Source organism: Dyadobacter sp. 676, from assembly GCF_040448675.1.
GTDB lineage: Bacteria > Bacteroidota > Bacteroidia > Cytophagales > Spirosomataceae > Dyadobacter.
On sequence record NZ_CP159289.1, the window covers coordinates 7,200,438 to 7,219,959 of the forward strand.

24 protein-coding genes are annotated in these 19,522 nt (G+C 45.2%); 8 read left to right on the top strand and 16 right to left on the bottom strand.

Going from position 1 to position 19,522, the window contains the following annotated elements; translation table 11 throughout:
- Positions 1–204: 204 nt before the first annotated feature.
- The gene (locus tag ABV298_RS31545; protein ID WP_353720084.1) at positions 205–858 is read right to left on the bottom strand and encodes a Crp/Fnr family transcriptional regulator; all 654 of its coding nucleotides are present in this window, start codon (positions 856–858) and stop codon (positions 205–207) included.
- Positions 859–1,018: 160 nt separating this feature from the next.
- On the opposite strand from ABV298_RS31545, the gene ABV298_RS31550 reads away from it, so the two are divergent.
- From ABV298_RS31550 to ABV298_RS31560, 3 genes are all read left to right on the top strand, one after another.
- A complete protein-coding gene (locus ABV298_RS31550; protein WP_353720085.1) occupies positions 1,019–1,978 on the top strand; it encodes a hypothetical protein in 960 nt (319 codons plus the stop codon).
- A 358-nt stretch (positions 1,979–2,336) separates the two neighbouring features.
- Complete coding sequence (locus ABV298_RS31555; protein ID WP_353720086.1) at positions 2,337–3,263, top strand: hypothetical protein; 927 nt, start codon at positions 2,337–2,339, stop codon at positions 3,261–3,263.
- Positions 3,264–4,565: a PQQ-binding-like beta-propeller repeat protein gene (locus ABV298_RS31560; RefSeq protein ID WP_353720087.1), complete on the top strand. Its 1,302-nt coding sequence runs from the start codon at positions 3,264–3,266 to the stop codon at positions 4,563–4,565. It abuts the gene before it with no gap.
- 308 nt (positions 4,566–4,873) lie between these two features.
- Here the strand turns inward: ABV298_RS31560 and ABV298_RS31565 are convergent, their stop codons facing one another.
- Together ABV298_RS31565 and ABV298_RS31570 are read right to left on the bottom strand one after the other, a co-directional pair.
- Positions 4,874–5,194 (bottom strand): helix-turn-helix domain-containing protein, encoded by a 321-nt coding sequence (locus ABV298_RS31565; protein WP_353720088.1) that lies wholly within the window; start codon positions 5,192–5,194, stop codon positions 4,874–4,876.
- Positions 5,195–5,360: 166 nt separating this feature from the next.
- On the bottom strand, positions 5,361–5,918 hold the full coding sequence (locus tag ABV298_RS31570; protein WP_353720089.1) for an antirestriction protein ArdA: 558 nt from the start codon (positions 5,916–5,918) through the stop codon (positions 5,361–5,363).
- A 269-nt stretch (positions 5,919–6,187) separates the two neighbouring features.
- On the opposite strand from ABV298_RS31570, the gene ABV298_RS31575 reads away from it, so the two are divergent.
- Positions 6,188–7,297 (top strand): serine hydrolase domain-containing protein, encoded by a 1,110-nt coding sequence (locus ABV298_RS31575; protein ID WP_353720090.1) that lies wholly within the window; start codon positions 6,188–6,190, stop codon positions 7,295–7,297.
- Positions 7,298–7,336: 39 nt separating this feature from the next.
- Positions 7,337–7,894, top strand: a complete 558-nt coding sequence (locus tag ABV298_RS31580) for an isochorismatase family protein (protein ID WP_353720091.1) — start codon at positions 7,337–7,339, stop codon at positions 7,892–7,894.
- Positions 7,895–7,911: 17 nt separating this feature from the next.
- Here the strand turns inward: ABV298_RS31580 and ABV298_RS31585 are convergent, their stop codons facing one another.
- The 5 genes from ABV298_RS31585 to ABV298_RS31605 form a co-directional block, all read right to left on the bottom strand.
- Positions 7,912–8,646: a phytanoyl-CoA dioxygenase family protein gene (locus ABV298_RS31585; protein ID WP_353720092.1), complete on the bottom strand. Its 735-nt coding sequence runs from the start codon at positions 8,644–8,646 to the stop codon at positions 7,912–7,914.
- A gap of 59 nt (positions 8,647–8,705) precedes the next feature.
- Positions 8,706–8,909 carry a Kazal-type serine protease inhibitor family protein gene (locus ABV298_RS31590; RefSeq protein ID WP_353720093.1) on the bottom strand — a complete coding sequence of 68 codons (204 nt, stop codon included), beginning with the start codon at positions 8,907–8,909 and terminating at the stop codon, positions 8,706–8,708.
- A gap of 53 nt (positions 8,910–8,962) precedes the next feature.
- Positions 8,963–9,211 carry a protease inhibitor Kazal-type gene (locus ABV298_RS31595; protein WP_353720094.1) on the bottom strand — a complete coding sequence of 83 codons (249 nt, stop codon included), beginning with the start codon at positions 9,209–9,211 and terminating at the stop codon, positions 8,963–8,965.
- Between the two features lie 408 nt (positions 9,212–9,619).
- On the bottom strand, positions 9,620–10,063 hold the full coding sequence (locus ABV298_RS31600; RefSeq protein ID WP_353720095.1) for a DUF6624 domain-containing protein: 444 nt from the start codon (positions 10,061–10,063) through the stop codon (positions 9,620–9,622).
- 132 nt (positions 10,064–10,195) lie between these two features.
- On the bottom strand, positions 10,196–10,843 hold the full coding sequence (locus ABV298_RS31605; RefSeq protein WP_353720096.1) for a hypothetical protein: 648 nt from the start codon (positions 10,841–10,843) through the stop codon (positions 10,196–10,198).
- 139 nt (positions 10,844–10,982) lie between these two features.
- Here ABV298_RS31605 and ABV298_RS31610 point away from each other — a divergent pair, with 139 nt between their 5' ends.
- Positions 10,983–11,381 (top strand): helix-turn-helix transcriptional regulator, encoded by a 399-nt coding sequence (locus ABV298_RS31610; RefSeq protein WP_188929665.1) that lies wholly within the window; start codon positions 10,983–10,985, stop codon positions 11,379–11,381.
- A 68-nt stretch (positions 11,382–11,449) separates the two neighbouring features.
- Here the strand turns inward: ABV298_RS31610 and ABV298_RS31615 are convergent, their stop codons facing one another.
- The 8 genes from ABV298_RS31615 to ABV298_RS31650 form a co-directional block, all read right to left on the bottom strand.
- Complete coding sequence (locus ABV298_RS31615) at positions 11,450–11,917, bottom strand: hypothetical protein (RefSeq protein ID WP_353720097.1); 468 nt, start codon at positions 11,915–11,917, stop codon at positions 11,450–11,452.
- A gap of 55 nt (positions 11,918–11,972) precedes the next feature.
- Entirely contained in the window at positions 11,973–12,668 is a 696-nt protein-coding gene (locus ABV298_RS31620) for a relaxase/mobilization nuclease domain-containing protein (protein WP_353720098.1), read from the bottom strand.
- Positions 12,669–12,814: 146 nt separating this feature from the next.
- On the bottom strand, positions 12,815–13,474 hold the full coding sequence (locus ABV298_RS31625) for a hypothetical protein (RefSeq protein ID WP_353720099.1): 660 nt from the start codon (positions 13,472–13,474) through the stop codon (positions 12,815–12,817).
- Between the two features lie 281 nt (positions 13,475–13,755).
- Complete coding sequence (locus ABV298_RS31630; protein ID WP_353720100.1) at positions 13,756–14,286, bottom strand: hypothetical protein; 531 nt, start codon at positions 14,284–14,286, stop codon at positions 13,756–13,758.
- Positions 14,279–14,977 (bottom strand): hypothetical protein, encoded by a 699-nt coding sequence (locus ABV298_RS31635; RefSeq protein ID WP_353720101.1) that lies wholly within the window; start codon positions 14,975–14,977, stop codon positions 14,279–14,281. The genes ABV298_RS31630 and ABV298_RS31635 overlap by 8 nt, the downstream gene beginning before the upstream one ends.
- Before the next feature lie 3 nt (positions 14,978–14,980).
- Positions 14,981–15,307: a hypothetical protein gene (locus ABV298_RS31640; protein ID WP_353720102.1), complete on the bottom strand. Its 327-nt coding sequence runs from the start codon at positions 15,305–15,307 to the stop codon at positions 14,981–14,983.
- A 4-nt stretch (positions 15,308–15,311) separates the two neighbouring features.
- Positions 15,312–15,608, bottom strand: a complete 297-nt coding sequence (locus ABV298_RS31645; protein WP_353720103.1) for a helix-turn-helix domain-containing protein — start codon at positions 15,606–15,608, stop codon at positions 15,312–15,314.
- Positions 15,609–15,699: 91 nt separating this feature from the next.
- On the bottom strand, positions 15,700–16,596 hold the full coding sequence (locus ABV298_RS31650) for a hypothetical protein (protein ID WP_353720104.1): 897 nt from the start codon (positions 16,594–16,596) through the stop codon (positions 15,700–15,702).
- A 201-nt stretch (positions 16,597–16,797) separates the two neighbouring features.
- Between ABV298_RS31650 and ABV298_RS31655 the strand changes: the two genes are divergently transcribed.
- Both ABV298_RS31655 and ABV298_RS31660 read left to right on the top strand, forming a co-directional pair.
- Positions 16,798–17,712, top strand: a complete 915-nt coding sequence (locus tag ABV298_RS31655; RefSeq protein WP_353720105.1) for a BRCT domain-containing protein — start codon at positions 16,798–16,800, stop codon at positions 17,710–17,712.
- Positions 17,713–17,823: 111 nt separating this feature from the next.
- On the top strand, positions 17,824–19,509 hold the full coding sequence (locus tag ABV298_RS31660) for an AAA family ATPase (protein WP_353723279.1): 1,686 nt from the start codon (positions 17,824–17,826) through the stop codon (positions 19,507–19,509).
- The last annotated feature ends 13 nt before the right edge of the window (positions 19,510–19,522 follow it).

Sequence of the window (19,522 nt, forward strand, 5' to 3'; positions counted from 1 at the left end):
GAATTAGAACCGGTTGTGGCCATTGCTTTCCCGCGAACTTGACAGGATGTGTGTCACTAAAAGGATTAAATGGAATACTTCCCAAGTCCCTATCAACCGTGGCGAGTGAAGAGTTGTTGCGCGATTGATTAACCAAAAAGTAATGGAAGATCCGATAGCACGACTCCGCATATTCATCCATGCTTGGTGTTCTTAGTGGTTGCTTCAAAGCAGGAGGTCACCAGCCAAGATGTTAATTATCGTATTGAACGTCAATACAGGCAACTGAGATGGCTTATCCCGTAACAACAGTTTCAGGCAGCGGCTGAATGTTGCGGGAGTTGTCCCAAGGTAAGATGCGATATAGTGATCTGGGATACGGCGGAACAATGAATTGGGCTGACCTAGGTATGATTCGATGCGCTTTTCGACCGTCAGAGACTTAAACAATTTAATACGTTCACTAAAATTGACCAACCGTTGCTCCAATATTCTCACTATCAAATTGGAAATCAAAACATGTCTTTCCGCTAACATTTTATACTCCGCATATGAAACTGAATAAATCAAACAGTCCTCTAACGTCTCGATTGCTTCATTAGATTTCTGCCTCAGAAAAAAGCTTTCTGCGACGCATGCCATATCGCCATCGGCGACCAAACGGGATGTCACGTCCTCCCCTCCGATGTGATAGTAGGTGCGTATAACTCCGGAATGAATAAAGTAAATGTGATCGTTTATTTGTCCGACATCCACAAGAATACGTCCCTTTCTAACTCGATAAGGACTAGTCAGTGAAGAAAATTCGTGCTTCAAATCGGCGAAAGCCTCCGATTGTAAAGCGTCGAAAAGCAACGTAAGAGGTTTAGAGTCTTTCATAAATATTGCGAAGTGTAATGCTTAGTTTCTTGTGCTACAACAAGCCAAAATGTTGTCGAACAACAACCAAAAGTGATGTTTTATAACAAGATAAGCATAGTTCAATTGTGATTTAATTTGTAACCGATAAATATTTATTCTACAAATTAAACGAATGGGTATGAGAACAACTTCCTATCAGGTACGTAGATCGGCGTGGCCGGTTTTCCTGAGTTTTTGTGGTGCATTGTCGGTGTTGTTAAGTGGTTGCGACAAGCAGCTGCTAAGCGAGACGCGAAGCAGTCCCGACGAAGGCAAGCGAGCGGCTCGACTTTCTGGGGAACCAGTTTTTAAAGCTGACTATGAAGTTGAAACGGTCTCAATAGGACGAATTGAGTCTCGTGATTCGAAGGCGGCCAAATCCGACATTGTTTTCGCAGAAATCGGGTTGCAACCAAGAATCGAAAGACAGAAAGTCAATTTTCAGATTAATGGCGATGGTTCTTACGAACTTACGATACAGCCGCTTTCCCCGCAACGATTAGATCTTTTACCTCCGACGGTAAGAAAAAGAGCTTCCGAGTCTGTGCTGTCAAACAGAACAGTTGTCAGGAATAATGTAGCTACATTTTACAATTCAAAAGGGGAAGAAGTCGGAAATTCAATGTTCAAAGCAGGCCGATTCGATAAACTGGTGGCTAAGGTGCTTGAAAGTAAAGGTGGCGACAATTCGATTTCGAACGAGATCATCGGACATCCCCTTATAACAGAATCTCAAATTCTTAAAACTGCCCAGGAGAAGGGTGCCGTTGTGAAGGCCAATGGGGCCGTTACCGAGATAACATTCGATCTTTCAAAATTCAGTGGCGAGGTTGATGCTCAGGGGGAGAGCCTAAGCAAAATGGCAGTGCAATATTATGATTTTGACAGACACAGGCTGCTGGGAGAAAAGTTACTCGAAAGCAGCACTGATAAGCTGCTTTACAAATCCAGTATATTTTACTCCTCTCCAGAGGAAGGGAATCAGGTTTCGAAAATCATTAGTGAAACCTTTGACGAAGATCCAAGGACGGGTTTGCGGACGAAGGTAACCAAACAGGTTTTCTACTCGAAAATGAACATTGTCGTAAATCAAAACTAATTTAAGGATGAAAATCTTAACTCGATCCAGGATAATGCTGCTTACAGCACTTACGGCTCTGTTCACGAGTCGTTCACTTTCCTACGGCCAGCAAACGCGGGGCGTCGATTGGATACACGGTCTCGGTGGGGATGTGAACTCGTTGCGCAGAGTGGACAGCTTATATAATGCATTGCGACGAGTAGTTACCCCAATCCGTCAGGGATACAATACGAGTAACGGGATTACTAACATGGCAACTGCAGTTCAAGGAAGCACAGGAGGAGCTAACAGACTTGGCATAGGCCATAGTCTCGGAGGAACCGCCGCGAGACAAGTCAGTTTCTGGAACAATTCGCACTGGAGAGGTATAGTAACCATGGGATCGCCTTTGCGAGGTGCAAAAATATCTGCATCGGCTTCGGATGGAACAAACACTGCATTCATCAACAATGGTATCGACCGGATGATGGCCGGACCGGGAGTTGGAGCAGGAACAGCACCTCCAATCTTTCCGAACCTAGGAATACTAATCCACCAAGTGAGTATTCTCGGCCAGCTTTTTTCCGGCACGCTTGCTTCCAAAGCGAATAGTACGTTGATGAATAGCTTCGGCCTCGTCGGACAAACCGCGGTGGATTTGCACCCCAATAGTAACTATCAATCCGGCGTGCAATTCCAGGGTGCTACCGTACCTAAAATACTAATTTGGGGAAATGAAGTTTATCCGCTTTTATGGCGAACCGTCGGAACATACTCATCCGATAATGGAACCGATGATCAGGGAGTAAGTATTGCATCTACTGCCGCTGACATTTATAATACAATCGCCAATGGTGAGGAAGCATTGAGTTGGGCAAACCTGCCTATGCATGGGTTCCATCAATGGCGCAAAGGCAAATGGGAAGAAGGTAAGAATTGGGTTAATAATGACTCAAACGCTGGATGGGAGGAAGTGATTGGTTCGAATTACACAGAATTGGTTTCGTGGTATGAAACTGTTGTAACATGCGATGCAAACCAATGGCAAGCATGCTATGCTTCAAGTCCTCCACCAGGCTATTGTGATGACTACTGTACAGATCAGGTATATCATTCTTACACCGTGTACCATGACTATCCGAGTGACGGAGTAGTAACCCAACGATCAGCGACGAACGATGGAGGTAGCTGGCAAGGGATCCACCTAGAAGCTCCGAACACCAATCACGGAGAATTTAAGCGACCGGATAGGGTAAGACCGACGTTGGATTGGGTTTTCAATAACGGTGACCAAAGTGGGCACTTCCAAATTGACCTCAGATAAATGCGTAAGCTACTATTTATATTGTTCTTCTCCTGGTTGCAGAGCTGCAATCAGGAGAAGATTGGTACCCAGGTCGACAAGGATGGCGTGGTTACTAAAATGCCCTTTTTATGGAAATCTCGTATCTCGGACGGCGCCCGCTTATCAGCAATATCAAGAGGATATTTAGTTGACGGGAAAGGGCTTCTTTGCGTGGCGATGAAAAATTCTACGCCGCCGGAAGGCTATGGTGACAATTTTCTGCAACTTAAAGACATACAAACAGGAAGAAATATTTGGGAATGGGACGACCTGTTCGATAAAAGGATCGCCAACACCATTCGTCAGAGCATTGATGTTCAGAAAGGCAGGATGCTTTTACATGATGGGCGATCCCGGTATTTTGTTGACACGGATGCAGGCAAGACCATATGGAAGGGGAAGAGCGAGCTACCTGGTATTGGCCCACACGCTTCCTTTCTTGACGACCGTTATTTTATCAAAGCGTCCGACCCAGAAATAATGGCCCTCGATATTGCCAAAGACGCTATTTATGAGGGTAATTATCAGAATGGCGACCTGCGACAAATCGCAATGCCGAAGTATAGCGATGAGTATTTTAAGAAAGTTGATGGTCGCGTGGATATGGGCGGTGCGATTGTAAACTTTCATGCATTCAAAAAGGACGGGAAAAGCTACTTGATCATACCCTACGCAGAGCCGGGTCCGGCAGTGAAATACTCTAGCGTACGTGCACTGTTCGGTATGTACAATTTGGATACAAAGAAATGGATATATGACCGAATTCCTCTGGGTATTAGCGAAGACGGCACAACTGCGAGTGTCGTGCCTGTTATCGATGGGGACTTTGTTTACATGACTTCACGCGCCGCTGTAGATTGTTATGAGATTATGACAGGCAAAAGGATTTGGCAAACTCGGCTTACGGAAACCAGCACAACAGCCCTGGATATGATTGTTGACGGCTCTAATCTACTCGTTAACTCGGGCGATGCCAAATTGTACTGTCTGGATAAAACGACGGGGGCACAACGCTGGTCGCTACCATCAAGCGCATTTGCAAGCGATCTCTACTGCCAAGATGGCACGGTGTATTGGATCGCTACTAATGCGCTGCGGGCTGCTGATATACAGTCGGGGAAAATGTTGTGGAACATGGAATCGCCGGACAAACATGAAGAGGGACGTTCCGACTCCTGGTTTTGGGGATTTGTTACCGGATTACCCGCATATAGCGGAAACAAAGGTAAAATATACGTGAGTACGAATTTAAATATCTATGCCTTTGATGCTGTAAAATAGAATCCCACCCGACTGGAGAATATTTTGAGGGACTATGCAATAGTCACTACTTGATCTGACAGATAGGGGTTAAAATTAACAACCCGTCACCTTTTCAGGCGCATTTGGTGTACCACACCCACGCCCAAGCAGGTCTCTCCCAATTTTTTAGCTGCTCACCATTTACATTTTGCCATTGTATTCTTTGATAATGGCAGAAAAACCTGGCTGCTTCTCCGGCCATCGATCCCTTCTACAAAAAATAAACCCTAACGTGGCCTTCGTTCGGGGGACACTGGCATCCAAAACCGGTTGGGCGTTGTTGAATTTCATTTGGATGCCGCAATTTTGAATTTCTCGAACATCTTATCGATATCAGTTCTATCATAATAAATCACACCCCCGATCCGCATAAAGGCAAGCTGACGACTTGCGCGCATCGCATGCAGCTTGCCCGGTGATACATCAAGTAACTTCCTTACTTCCCGAGATTTGAGCCATTGTTTGGAATGCTGAGTGCCTCCACCTGCCAGCAGCCGTCTCATTTCAGAGAGCATTTGCTCTTTAAACTTTTCAAGATCCGCCAAAGTGACTAGTTGATGCATGAACAACTCCGAACTCTCCTCAGATTGCTTGCCCTTCTTTTCCATTGCACATTATTTTATGTTAACAATCAAAAACATCGATTGACACGTGCAGTCGATGTTTTTGATCGGAAAATAATAGTCAGGACTTGATACTTGCTTCCTATTTTTCCAGGTGGAACAAAAAGAATAAGTGCCGTTCGATGCGGGCCGCATCGAACGGCACTTGCCTTCAATAATCTGTGAAGATATGACCTTCGTGATCGCTGTATCCTTCTAAAAACAAGTCTTTAGCGAAGGCTTCGTAGTCGAAGTACCTTTCAAGAGACTGTGGCACACCTGACAACAAACCTGTGTCTTCGATATATTGATAGGCATATTCAACTGTAGCGTCTTTCCCAGAGCCTCCAAAGAATCCTTGGTAGCTTTCCCGGAAACTTTCGATTTGGTCTTCCAGCTCGCAGCCATTAGATGGCCAATAATTGATCTGCTTACAGTAAATCTCGAACGCTTCGGCAGTCTCTTTGTCCATTTCGCTGGTTGCCTCAAAGTAAGCGAACGCCTCTTTATGAAGACTGCATTCTGATATCAAAAAATCCGGGATATTTTCCCAGTCCTGGAACATCAACTCCGGATCGAATTCGTTTCGATGAAACTCGTGGCAGTCTTGCAGGAATTTTTTGACGTCTGCGTAGTCTGTCAGGTCAAACCATTTCCCGAACAGCGACCCATTGTTGTACTGGCCATAGGTTCCCACATAGATTTTTGGAGCATTTTCGAGACTTTTCATGATTGAAAGACATTTTAGGTTGCTTTGGCCCCAGCGTTGTGCTCAGGGCAATCGCTGCCTTCCACTCAAAGAAAAAATGACGGGGCTTGTCCCCCTGGTTGCAAGCCCATACGGCGGTTTAAGGTGCGGCTGGGAGTTGTGCGACCAGCTAAAAAGCCGGATGACGGAGTAAAGGCTTGCAACCGTCATTTTTTGCTTTGTAACTTTCGTTTGCACTGATCACATCGTTAACTTCGGTTCCCATTCAAGTATCATTTCCTCCGCGGTTTATGAAAAGTCCATTACTGCTTGTTGCATTTTCCCTATTCGCTCGATTAGCTTATGCTCAGACATCAAAAGTTGACTCGATGGTTATCGGGAAGTTGAAAGAGCTGCACGTTCCAGGCCTTGCCGCAGCGAAGGTTGAAAATGGCCAAGTTTCCTGGACGCGCTATTACGGCTTCCAGGACATGGAGCAGAAAATACCCGTGACAGATTCAACGGTCTTTCACATAGCCTCTATTTCTAAGACAATAACGGCTGCGGCCATTATGCAACTCGAAGCAAAGGGATACTTCAAACTGGATGATGACATAAACCGCTCCCTCCCATTCCGAGTTGTGAATCCATTGTTTCCAGCTGCTCCGATCATGTTCAGACAACTGTTGCGGCACCGCTCGTCGATAACAGATAACACGGATTATCTGCTCCCATTTTGGGAGAATGAATATCAGGGTGCCGATATCCCATTGGAAACGTTTCTTACAGACTATCTATCTGTCGGGGGCAAACATTATCACGCGAATAAGAATTTTGCCGTCGCTGAACCCGGTAGCAGGTTCGAATATTCCAATATTGGCTTTGCGTTGCTAGGTTATCTTGTCGAGCGAATTGCGAAAATGCCATTCGACCAGTATTGCAGAACGCATCTGTTCGCTCCGCTGGAAATGAATCATACCAGTTGGCTTTTAGAATCGCCCGAATCACATCGGCTGGCGGTGCCTTATCTGTATTCAGACTCACTAGGCCGGTATCAAAAACTGCCCCAAGGCAAATATCCTGATTACCCCGCGGGCCAGCTGCGCTGCACAATAAACGATCTGGCGAAGTTCCTTGCCTGCTGGTCAAACGATGGCGTATATGCTGGCAAGCATGTTATTGAAGCCAGGTCAGTACAACTTCTCACGCCAAAAGACGTGAGCCTGGGATTTCACACCTGGTTTATGTATTTGCTCAACACCGAGACACCCACATACAGCCATAGCGGGCATGGCCCCGGTATATCCACTTACATGCTTTATGACCCGTTCTCAAAAAAAGGGTTGATTGTTTTGATGAACGGAGAGCTTTCCGATTATTTCGAGTGGAGAAAATTAATTGATTTGCTCTGGAAGTCGTAAACAGCCCCGACAAGTAACGTTACTTAAATCCAATTTTCGATGTTCAATAGAAAAGCGCTTCTGGTAATTGATATGCAAAAAGGCTCATTTACAGAAGCCACGCCTCGTCACAACACCGAAGGAGTCGTGCAGATAATCAATTTGCTTGCAGCGGTCTTTCGCGAGCAATCTTGGCCCGTGTTGTTTATTCAGCATGATGGTAGCACAATGAACGAGTTCGTGCCCTTTACTACTGAGTGGGAATTGCTGGACGAGCTGAAAATTGATAACGATGATATCCGCATTGACAAATATGCCAATGACGTATTCTATCGCTCCGAACTCAAAAAGAGACTGGACCTGCTAGCTGTTAACGAATTAGTTATCACAGGCTGCGCCACAGATTTCTGTGTAGAATCCACGGTTCAGTCAGCGGTTTCCAAGGATTATAACGTAACCGTCATCGAAGATGGTCACACTACCGGCGACAGACCGGGTCTGAGAGCCCATCAGGTGATTGACCACTACAATTGGGTATGGAAGAACATGATTCCAACAAAGGGAAAAATTGAAGTTTTACCCCATCACTTATTTCTTCAACAGATTCTCAACGATTGATCCTGTTTTCCTTCAAATCAGTTCGGCATCGAAGAAATACTGGCGAATTCAGACCAACAGAGCCCCTCGGGCAATGGTTTTCTGCCAAATTCTATGTGTATCACACGACGGCGATGGTTAGAAGTTGTGCGGCTCGAAGCATGAAGCAATAGCGGCTTCATTAACATGATTCCGCCACTCGGGACATTGCAGATAACCTCACGCTCGGCAGACCAGTCGATGTCCTCGGCGCGGTACACTCCTTTGGCATGGGATCCTGGCACCACCCGGAGGGCCCCGTTTGTTTGATCGGTATCATCCAGGTGAATCCGGATCGTAAAATTATCTTCCAAGATCTCCAATGGCGGCTGAACGGCAAATTGCCCTTGCTTTACAGTCCATGGCCCAAAGCCGGGATAATCACCTTTTTTGTCGACCGAGATGGTAAGGTCCTGGTGATAAGGCACAAACCAGTTCGACTTTTCTGGCTTATCGAAATAGATAGATTTAATGATAAAGTAATCGTTTCCGAAAAGCCTGTCAATCAAATGGTCCAGCCGCTGATTCATAACCTGCAATTGAATCTGCGGAATTTCTTTTACGAACTGCCTGATTGCGAATAAATCGCCATTCTGACGAAATGTATCGTTACTGGCATCGGCATTAGAAATAGTTTCCAGCAACATTTTAACTTCCTCACCAGTAAAAACCTCATTGAGTACAAAAAAGCCATCGCTGGCGAATTGGCTTTGGACGTCGTCATAATTGATCACAGGTACTTCCGGACAGGTTTGCAGCAAAGTAAGCGAAATATGCCTTCACGGAGAATAGGTTACAAGCACTTTCCGTTGGTATAGGAGACGATTCCGTGGCTTTCCGCTTCACAACTATTCCCATATGTTATTCCGTTAGACCCGCAAACCGGCCTGTAAATATCCGGGCAGTTAAGTGGCTCCGGTGCATCTTCCTTACAGGCTAGACATGCCATTGTCAACGCAATCTTTAAAACGCTCTTGCTGACCGGGTAGTTTGTCATAGGGATGTCAATTGAGACCTTAAATGCGAGGGATCACATTCAAGCATGTTTGACTATTTGGATTTTGAACACTCACCGCTTTGGTAGGAAGTAATGCCATGGGCGAGCGCTTCACATTCGTTGCCATATGTTTTGCCGTTACAGCCGCAGACAGGATGGTAAATATGATAACATCCGGAGTCATTTCGCGGCTGTTCTTGACAGCTGGGATCAGGATCTTTGTCTCCGTGGCAACTTGAAACCGCTGCTGCCAGGAGTACCGGCAGCAGAAATGGAGCGCGTAGAAATTTTCGAACTCTCATGGTCTGGTGATTTTATCTGGGACGGATCGACGATATAATGATCCAATTCCCTTGTTTTTTCGCTCCGTCGCTCTCATCTTTTTCAAATCGTATCCACACGTCCTGATTCCCTCCCTTATACGGCTCGGGAACATTCGCCCGATACATTATTGAATCGATGGTCACAAGCCATCCACCGCACCAACCGCAAAACAAGGGATCTGCCCTATCAATGTAGGCGGCCTTCTCCTTCGGCTGAATGTTATGACACCCAGACAAACCGAGAACCAAAACGAAATAACGGAATTTTTTAAAGGTAAGGTTCTTCATATGCTCCCCGCGTTATTTTCGAAAAAGACACCATCGCAAGTGCTAACGTTGGAAGTGCCTGTTTACAAATGCGACGGCAAGCGCACTGCTTCGTTAATTTCAATGAGCTGGTGCAAGTTTCTTTCTCAGTGTTGTGAAATGAGCATCAGGAATTTCACCGTTTTCATGCGCTTTTTTTATTAATGGGAAGTACCGGTCCTGATACGGCCTCTTCGCATGCCAAACGACTAACCATGCGGCATTGACTCCTTGGCTTCCAACCACGCTTAATTTGGGCCATCCCATATGCGCTATAATCTTTGTCAAAATCGCCTGGTTGGCTTTGTCATTTGCTATCAACTTAGAAACGTACCCCAAGTACCGTTGATCTGTGCCAGGTACACTCATTAATCTGTCCCGGTAGAGCTGGTCCACCATCTCCATTTTTGAAAGTAGGTGGCGGATTTGCGCAACGCTATACTCACTTACCTTTACAGAAGTGTCAATATCGGCCCTCGTTCCTTCGTGGCTGAAAAACCAACCGACTAGATCTTTTTTTGCCATTACTACCTGCGCCGGATTGAGCAAATGCATCGAGAGCGACAAACATTTGTCCCAAGCAAAATATGCAAGAAATCAATTTCATTACTGACTTAGGTTTATGTTGACGGGTACATCCAATTTATGCGATACAATTTAGGGATTCACATCGAATGCCACTTCTTGGCTTTCACCCTTGTCGCCTACCTCGTACTCGGCTTTCAAAATTAGGGAAAAAGCTTCTGCGAGTGCCTCTAATAGCTCATATTGGTGTACCTCATTGCATTCTCCCGTCGCCTCGCAGATGCTCATCTTGCTTAAACCATATTCGACCCAGTCTTCCAAAATCTGGTTCCAATCATCCTGGCTGTATGTCTCAAAGAATCTTTTAATGAAAAACACAGGCCTTTCCGACTCAGCGAGCGTCAGTCTCCTTATTGTTCCATTGTACTTTGCTGTTAGCAATTTGATCTCCCGCATGTATTGAAAATCGCTAGCAATCTGTTCTTCGCTAAAAGCAGGAAAGCTGTTTCGCTGCTTTTTATCGTCATGCCTGCCGGTGGTATCCAGGATCAGCCTTCCAGTATCTATCATTTTAGTCAGCTGCTTCCATAGGGAAATAACCGTTGATGGCTCTCCACGAAAAAGGAATGGCTTTTCACCTGTCACAGCTTTCAACCAGTGCCATAAATCTACGCGTAGATATTCTAGATCTCCGGGCTGAAAGAATACCAATATCTCTTGAAGTGCTTGTGCTACTTCGGCGTTATAGCTTTGTGATGGATTGATACCTAAATTCTCCATAGTCCAAGTTTTTAGGGCAAGGAGCCAAACAACTCAGACGTAGCGAACCATGGTCCCTTGTATTCCACCAATCATGACTGGTATAATACTTCCGGGTTAACAGTTGACCTTAGCCAGTATATTTCATTTATTTGTAACCATGAGCACAGCAACAAAACCAAATCATATTGGTCACAAGATCGGCCGCATCCGCGAACTACGCGGACTCAAGCAAGAAGTCCTCGCGCACGAATTGAAGGTTAGCCAGCAAACGGTGTCGAAAATCGAGCAGAGCGAGACTATTGATGAAGAATTGCTCGAACAGATCAGTAAGATACTGGGTGTGCCTGCCGAGGGAATCAAAAATTTTAGCGAAGAGGCTGTTTTCAATATTATCGCCAACACCTTCCACAACGAGTCGGTGGCCTACGTTGAAAACTACAAATGCACTTTTAATCCACTGGATAAACTCATTGAAGCTTATGAAGAAAATAGGAAACTCTATGAGCGTTTGCTTCAAAGTGAACGAGAGAAAGTTGAGCTTCTGAGCAAAAAGTAACAAAAAGAAAGCCGCGTCGACGCGGCTTTCTTGCTTATCATGAAAATCTAGCGCGTCGCGATAACGATCTATTCTGCCTGCTGACGAGGCTTTCTGCCACGTGGCTTACCTGTGTATTCAGGTTTCGGAGCCTCAGCTTCAATTGCCAGCTCAAACCCCTTCGTGGTCTGATCAAAATCAAATGTCGAGATTTTGAAAATTAGCTTTTCACTTTCGAAGTTGACGTTACCTTTTTTTAAAATTATGGCCAATGGAATTACATGACCTCGGCCGCTTTTTTCGAATGAGAAAGTTTGATCGGAACTTGTAGATGGGACCAGATATACGGATTTGATTTTTCGCTTCCCTTCCTGAGTGCCGATTTTGAATTTGGTGGACTCAGGATCAATTCCTAGATCACGTAGTGCAGTTGCCGGAAAGACAAGTTTGCCTGTATTAGAAATGTAACCCGTTGGAAGCGGTGCTTCTTTGCGGGTCTCCTTGGCTTTTGATACGTTTTCCTCTGGGGAAAAGAATTTGATTGCTTTAAGCTTCATGGGTGCAATTGGTTATTTTTGGCTAAAATAAGTCATTCTCCCTAGAAACTGGCATTTAAATGCCAAGGCCCTGCTTTTTCTGTCTTTTTTGCACCTGCTGCAACTGCTCTTTTACCTCGATTCCGATGTTTTGAGCCAGTCGTTTTTCAATGGAGGCTAGCGAATAGCTCCGTCCTAAGTCGGAGCCCTTAATCTTGATATTTTTTTGCATATGATAGAATGCGATCCCTCTTCCAACATAAGTCTTATACCCCTGGGTTAACAATTTCGCTTTGAGCTCATCGATCGATGCTGCCGAATTTAGAAGCTCGTCAACGGATGATTTAAGTTTCAGATACTGCTTGTCGGTCAGGACATTTTCAAGCCCGAGCCGCTTATTGATCCTCATTTCCGGTGCCTGCACTAATTCAAGCCGTTGTTCCATTCTTCGGCAAAACTCGCCGGTTCTGGCGTAGTTATGAAAATGCTTTGAGGTGTTTTTACCATTCGAATCAATGCGATTGGCAACGATATGAAAGTGCAAATTGGCGCTATCCTCATGCTTGAAAACCAGCATCTGGTTCTGTTCAAACCCAAACTCCCTGCCGAATTCCGTGGAAATCTCGGCGATCGTTTCGTTGCCCGGCTTTTCGCCCGGCGCGAAGCTAAAAGACTGGTGCCACATGAATTTTTTCAGGTTCGTATTTTGCATGTGGTTACTGTTAAACTGATTGATCAAATAGTCCAGGTCCAGCTTCCCGTCTGCCTGCATTTTTATACCCAGGTTTTGGATATAAACCAATTCCCCTCGGACATCTTGTTCGTCCAGCCTTTGCCGCATCTTTGGGGAGACATGCTTGTCGTAGTAGCAGTATTGAATGAGCCCTTTAGCGTAACTGCCGAGTGTCGCCTTTCCAATCACAATTTCATCTTTTTCAGGGTTGCATTTACAGCTTTTTCAATCTCAGCGTGAACGGAAAGTGCATCGGTTTCACCCGATTTCCAGAGGGGCGCGAGCTCTTCAAGAGGCTGCGAATAGTAGGCCTCATATTTTTGCTGCAAATCACCGATCAGTCGACTGGTCGCACTGCATCTTAGAAGCAGCTGATGTTTGCCTTCGGTTTCAGGCAGCATTTGAGAAAGATAAGAGCTGAGCTCATTTGACCATTTATGCAGTTCTTCGAATGCCTTCTTCATGCTGCGGATCTCAAAGCTTTCAAACACCCAAAGGGTGATAAGATCAGCGAGTAGCCTAATCCGCTGGCTACTGTGCTGCCACTGGTCTGAAAGCATCTGGTGTCCCTTGGTTTTTAGCGCCGCTAGGGATAGGACGCCCGAAAGTTGTTGGAGCACCTTGACTATTTCAGCAGTTGCTTTGGGGAGCGCCCTTTTCTGTGGCCTTTTAAAAGGGACATCCAGCGCCAAGGTCAAGAAATATTGACTGGCGGAAAGCCCGCTTTTCTCTATGAGTTCATTGATCCGTCTTTTCTGATCAGCGCTCACCCATACTGAAAAGTGTTCCCGTTTGGCAATGCCTTTTTCCTTTGGCGGTCTGCCTTTTTGTTTCTGATTTTCCATGTGTCTTTTTTGATTAGCTATGAGCCGGAGGCGAATAGCAGGGGTCCAGGGGTTCTCCCATGGCCAGCTCCCGCCGGGGAGTCGCATTTCGCGACGTACCGGCGATAGCTGGCTGTGGAGGAAACCACCGCGCAGGACCTTTCCTGACCGTTTCTGGCTCAATTTTTTCTTTAAGTGATTTTTCTGGATTGCTTTTTGACTCTTTGGAGCACTTTCTGGCTCTTAATGCCCCTTAAAGACTCCTTTGGAGCACATTTAGACCTTTCTGTATCGCTTTTGGATCAATTTTTCCTCTGCAAAGGCACTTTGACCAATTTTCGTCGCGAGTCGAATTCGTAAGACTTTCCGAACACATATTTGCCACGTTTTGAAGGCGAGAGAATAAGATACTCAATGCCGCCTGACGTTTCCGTCTCACCCTCGCTGATCAGTGCCGCATAGTTCGAGGCATTTTTGTAAGCTGAAACGAAATCCTCGATCCGCTGGTAATCCACATACGTACTCATGTATACGTAGTACAGAATTCCCAGAACAAGTGCAGTAATCGAATACGGCAATCCCTTCCCTAATCCGTGGATGAAAGCTTCCCAAATCGAATTGAATTGGACCATCTTCACAGAGTCCTTGATCTTGCCGCTCAGCTTTTTGTTCTCATCCAGAACTGCCCGGAGCTGGCTATCCATGTTTTGAAATTGAGCTTGGTTGTCCAGTAGTATGATTGCCGACCAGTCGTCCATCTCGATTTCGTACCTGGCCAGGTATTCCGCTTTGATCCTGGCCAGGGTTTGTCTATTGATCGGCTGGCTAGACATCGGCAAAGTTGATTTGAAGTTCTCTTTGAAGCCTTAGTCTTGGCCCAATGGTGTAGGTATCAAGTGCAAGGCCTTTGCGGATGCCTGTCAGGATTTCTGCCCCGAGAAATGACTCAGGCTCAAAATCTCCAAACCTGCGAAATGCCAGGCCTGAGTTCTTACAGTTTTCCTTGAGCTCCTGGGTCAGATGCGGAAACTTGCGAAAGGTGACCATACTTTGCCAGACGACGATTTCAAAGTCTGTTTTGACAAGGTCAAACATTCTTAGCAAATAATCGATGGATGGATTGTAAGCACCTCCACCGCCGATGACGATATAAAATGTGATTTCAAAACCCAGCGCTTCCGCAAAAGCTTTGAGAGGGATGTCGTACTCGATAAGCGCTGGAAGCTGCTCGCTTTCAGGCGCACCGAAATCGAAATAGGCTTCTTCGAAATCTTCCTTTGCGATACTCTGCAAATAAGCCAGTAAATTATCACGGATCAAAAGACCTTTCTCGTCTAACAGGTTCGCAACATCGGATTGATCCTGATGGACGAATTTCAGCTGACGTGTACTGGTCTGCGTAGAAGCGTCCACGTCAATAAAAAGACATTTGGGGTCTTGATAATGTTTGAGGGCAAACAGGTACATCAAAATGGATTTGCCTACGCCTCCTTTGGCTTGCACTATAAAATGTAAGTTTTTCATCGGTTAGTACTTTTTAGATGGTTTAACATATGGCTCAGGCTCGGAGCGGGGAAATTTCATTGCCGCTTTGGGTTGAGCCTCAGCTTCGGGCTTTTCAGTTTTTTGAACTGGCATTTGTTGGTCACCCCACTTTTTCATTTTAGCGCGGATGTATTTGATATCATAAAGCGACACTGCCTCCGTCGAGAGCTTTTCGTTGATCACGTCCACAAGGAACCTGGCTGACATCGTGGTGGTAAACAGATCGCGGTACAGCTCAAAAAGCATGCGCTTGCGTTTAGGGTCTTTTCGCTCACAGAGCTTCAAGACCAACTCCTTGGTTATCTCCATAGCGTCAACGGTTAATCTTGTGATCTTTCTGGTATTCACTCCTGCGGAACCAGTGCCGAAGAACCGTCTCGGAGAAATACAGCTTCCCTGATTGGCGAACAAATGGCAGATGTCCCTTGGCACAATGGTAGTAAAGCTTCTTTGCAGTGACTCTTTTCAACAACCGCTTTGCTTCGCGCACATCGACGAGATGGTCAGAGCTGGCCGCAGGATCGGAGCGCATTTTGGCAGGGAGCGTATCCTGAGTAGTGGGGTTTGTGTTGGGATTGTGGATCCCCGAATCCGGAGTTTTGTTTTTCATTTTGCCTTTCTGTTTGAGAAAACATGCTGGCAAAATTCAGAGTCAGGTAGCAGGATTTCCTTCCTGCTATTCGCTCGGGAATGAAAAGAATTTAGTTTAGAAGTCTCGAAGGAGCAATCTGACCTCTGTTAAATATTTTGTGCGAGGATTTTTTATCTCCCCCATCGAATTGACTTAGCTCTTCCGCTTGAAAGGCTTTCACAAAGGAGCTTTGTTCAAAATCATGCACCAACCAAGAGTTGAAGGATGCGGCAATCTGCGGCGCATCTGCTGTCATCTTGATATAATGTTTTTCCATTAGAACGTAGTAAAGCGCGGCGATGTAAAGCCTTCCACCCTTGGATTGTTTGCAATACCGGTAAGTATCCGTGTCGCCGATCGGCACAATCCATCGTTCCGTCAACAAGATACGCTTCAAGCGGTTAAATTTGAGCAACCTTTCGTCAGTTTCTCCGTCTATAAATTGTTCCTGGAAGCTTTCCGACACCCGGGTACGCGCTGCCCTCTTTGTAGCAGCTTCTGGCTTTGGTAATTGTTGAACTAAAAGTTCCAACTCCTTTCGCCATCGATCTAAGTCAAGCAATTTCTCCGCTACTGCCTCAGGGGATAACGTTTGAACCCAGTTTGAAATTGAAGTGATAGTATCGTGGATGGCTTTCTCAGACCCATAGTCCTCCCTTGTCAAAAGCTGTTCAATTACCTCTCGATTATGTAGAAGCGTGAATGCTGTGCGACGCTTGACTTGGCGGACCCTAACACGCTTCGATGGACCGAACCACCAGTGCAGCCAGTCAGGCCCGGAAATGCCTTGCTCGTACGAAGTAATGAACTCGCCGACGTCGTTCCTCCTAACCGTAAATGAATACCTATTATGGTAGAGAATCAGAAGCCTGTTCAGGCTGGTTAAATCGTCCTCGTAAAAAGTGCCGGAGAATTCTTCAATTATGAATTTAAAAAACGGATACCGAATGGTGGAGTGAAGATTCATGGTCTAACAATCAGATAACACATTTAGCAATTTAATCACCATCAGTTACTTTTCATACTCTCTCACTAACGGTGACTCGATAAGGCAATCAGGTGATTTGTCGATACGATGGTTTGACCGTTTAATCAATTCATGAGCATCTCAGATTAGCTTGGTTACTTAAATTACTTTATTTGAATGTAAGCCTAACTCGACTTCACGATGCTTGATACTACATTCTTTCAATCCTATGACAACGATTCGCACTCGATTTTCTGCGGCCCTGCACAGCTGCACAAAGATCTGAACACTCTTTACGGATACATTGTAGGCATACAGGCCGACGGACATATTAACGAAACAGAAATCGACTTACTGCGCTCGTGGATCAATTCCATCGGTACGTTACGTACGAAAGCGCCCTACTTTAAGCTGGTCGACAAGATCAATGAAATCATCAGTGATGGAGTCATTACAGAGGAAGAAGCCGAAGATTTGATTTGGCTATGTAGAAGCTATCTCGACCATAATAGTCCGTACTACGATGTGATCACCTCGTCGGCTCAACAGTTAAGTGGGTTTCTGGCAGGGATCTCGGCCGATAAATCTATTAATGTTGAAGAGTTAATTGCGCTTGGAAATTGGACCTCGGAAAACGCTTCGCTTACGCAAGTTTGGCCGTTTGACACGCTGGTACCGATCATTGCGCAGGTTGAAACAGAAAAGCACCTGAGCGCAGAACGGCAGACTCAATTGCTGGATTTTTGTCAGTCAGTCTGTAGCCTAGGGGCGCCACAGGGACGGAGAACGTCCATCGCGATGAAACTTTCCAATGAGAAAGTAGCAATTGTGATACAAGAGTCTACTTTTTGCTTCACCGGTAAATCCGAAAAGTATTCTCGGGAGGAGCTCGCACAGATTGTTGAGATGTACGGCGGTTTTGCGACAAACTCTATTACGGCGAAGCTTCAATATCTAGTAGTATGTGAGAAGAGAAATCCGGCGTGGGCATTTGAAATGTACGGGCGAAAGGTGGAGAAAGCAATGAGTATGAAGAAGAAAGGAGCCGGGCCGGAAGTGGTTTTTGAGGAGGATTTGTTTGCGGCGCTAAATGTATTCGGTTTCAAGTCGGCTTAGCCGCATCCGACAATCAAACAGTTGCTATCTAAAAGTACAGCCTAAATACCCCCTTCATGAATATCAGTTTTGTACATCTTCAAAATTTCAGAAAACTAAAAGGACTGCCGCATAGAGTTCTCAATGAAAGAAACAATTTTCGTTGGGCCTAATAACAGCGGAAAGACAACAGCGATGGACGCGCTGATTCTATTCTTAAAAGCGCGGCATAAATTCACAACTCGAGATTTTACCATCTCAAACTGGCGCTCGATCAATGATATTGGCTACGTATGGGCAAATGAAGCAGAGTTCGCCAAACTTGACTTGCGGATGGATCAATGGGAGCAGTATTTACCGACATTGGACGTATGGCTCAATGTCAGTTCAAAAGAGGTTCACTATGTTAGTCATTTAATACCGACCCTTGAATGGACAGGCGGCGTGCTAGGGATCCGGCTACGATTTGAACCAGAAAATTTACTTGATTTATACAACGAATTCAGCACACAGTATAATAATTCAAAAAAGGTAAGTAACGCCAAAAAAAAAGAAGGAAAAATAAACTTATGGCCAAAAGACCTTTGGGATTTCCTAGATAAACATCTCGGAAAATTCTTTACTGTAAGAACATATCTACTTAATCCGGAACTACACGAATCGCCTCAAAAGCTTGAATCGACAAATCTGCCATTGGACATAGATGCCTTTAACGGGCTTATAAAAGTTGATATTATAAATGCGCAACGAGGATTTTCCGATCCGAATTCCGAATTAGCAGATGCATCTACTACCAACAAAACTTTATCCAGCCAGTTAAGAAGTTATTATGATAAGCACTTGAACCCAGCCATTAACCCTACGGAAGCGGATTTGAGTGCATTGGAAATGATCTATAATGCTAAAGAATCCTTTGATGACAATCTAAAACAAAGTTTTGCGGCTCCACTTAAAGAGCTTGAATTCCTAAACTACCCCGGCTTTGGGAACCCGAAAATAAAGCTCTCAACCATAATCAATACTGTCGAAGGATTGAGTCATGAATCCGCAGTGCAATATTTTCTGGATGAAAGTATGTTGGACCTCTCGCTGCCAGAGAAATATAATGGACTGGGCTACCAAAATCTTATATCCATTATATTTAAACTAATCCGGTTTAGGGATGAATGGATGCAGGTTGGAAAGGGAATTAAGACGGCATCAGGAGAGTCCGATTTTAGCTTTGAACCATTGCACCTAGTCCTGATCGAAGAGCCTGAAGCACATTTACACGCACAGGTCCAACAGGTTTTTATCAAGCAGGCCTTTAATACTCTGCGGCGGCATGATAATCTAAGCGATAATAATTTCACCACCCAGCTAGTCATTAGCACACATTCAAATCACATAGCACACGAAGTCGATTTCAACTGCTTGCGATACTTTAAGAGGCAAATTGAGCATGGGAAGAGCCTGCACACTTCGAAAGTTGTCAATTTATCCAGGACGTTCGGTGATGAAACTGAGACTACTAAATTTGCCATTCGATACCTTAAGACAACACATAGTGATCTTTTTTTTGCTGACGCGGTAATTATGGTTGAGGGCCCAGCAGAACGCATGCTGATTCCCTACTTTATTAAACACCACACTAAAATGAGTAATTGCTACATCTCCATACTGGAAATCGGAGGCAGCCACGCTCATACTTTAAAACCGCTTATCGAGAGCTTGGGGATAATAAGTCTAATCATAACGGATATTGATTCAATTGATCCGGAAAATCATAATAGTAAAGTGCCCCCCCGAACTTCGAAAGGGCTTCAAGTCGGGAAATGACACTTTAGCGGAA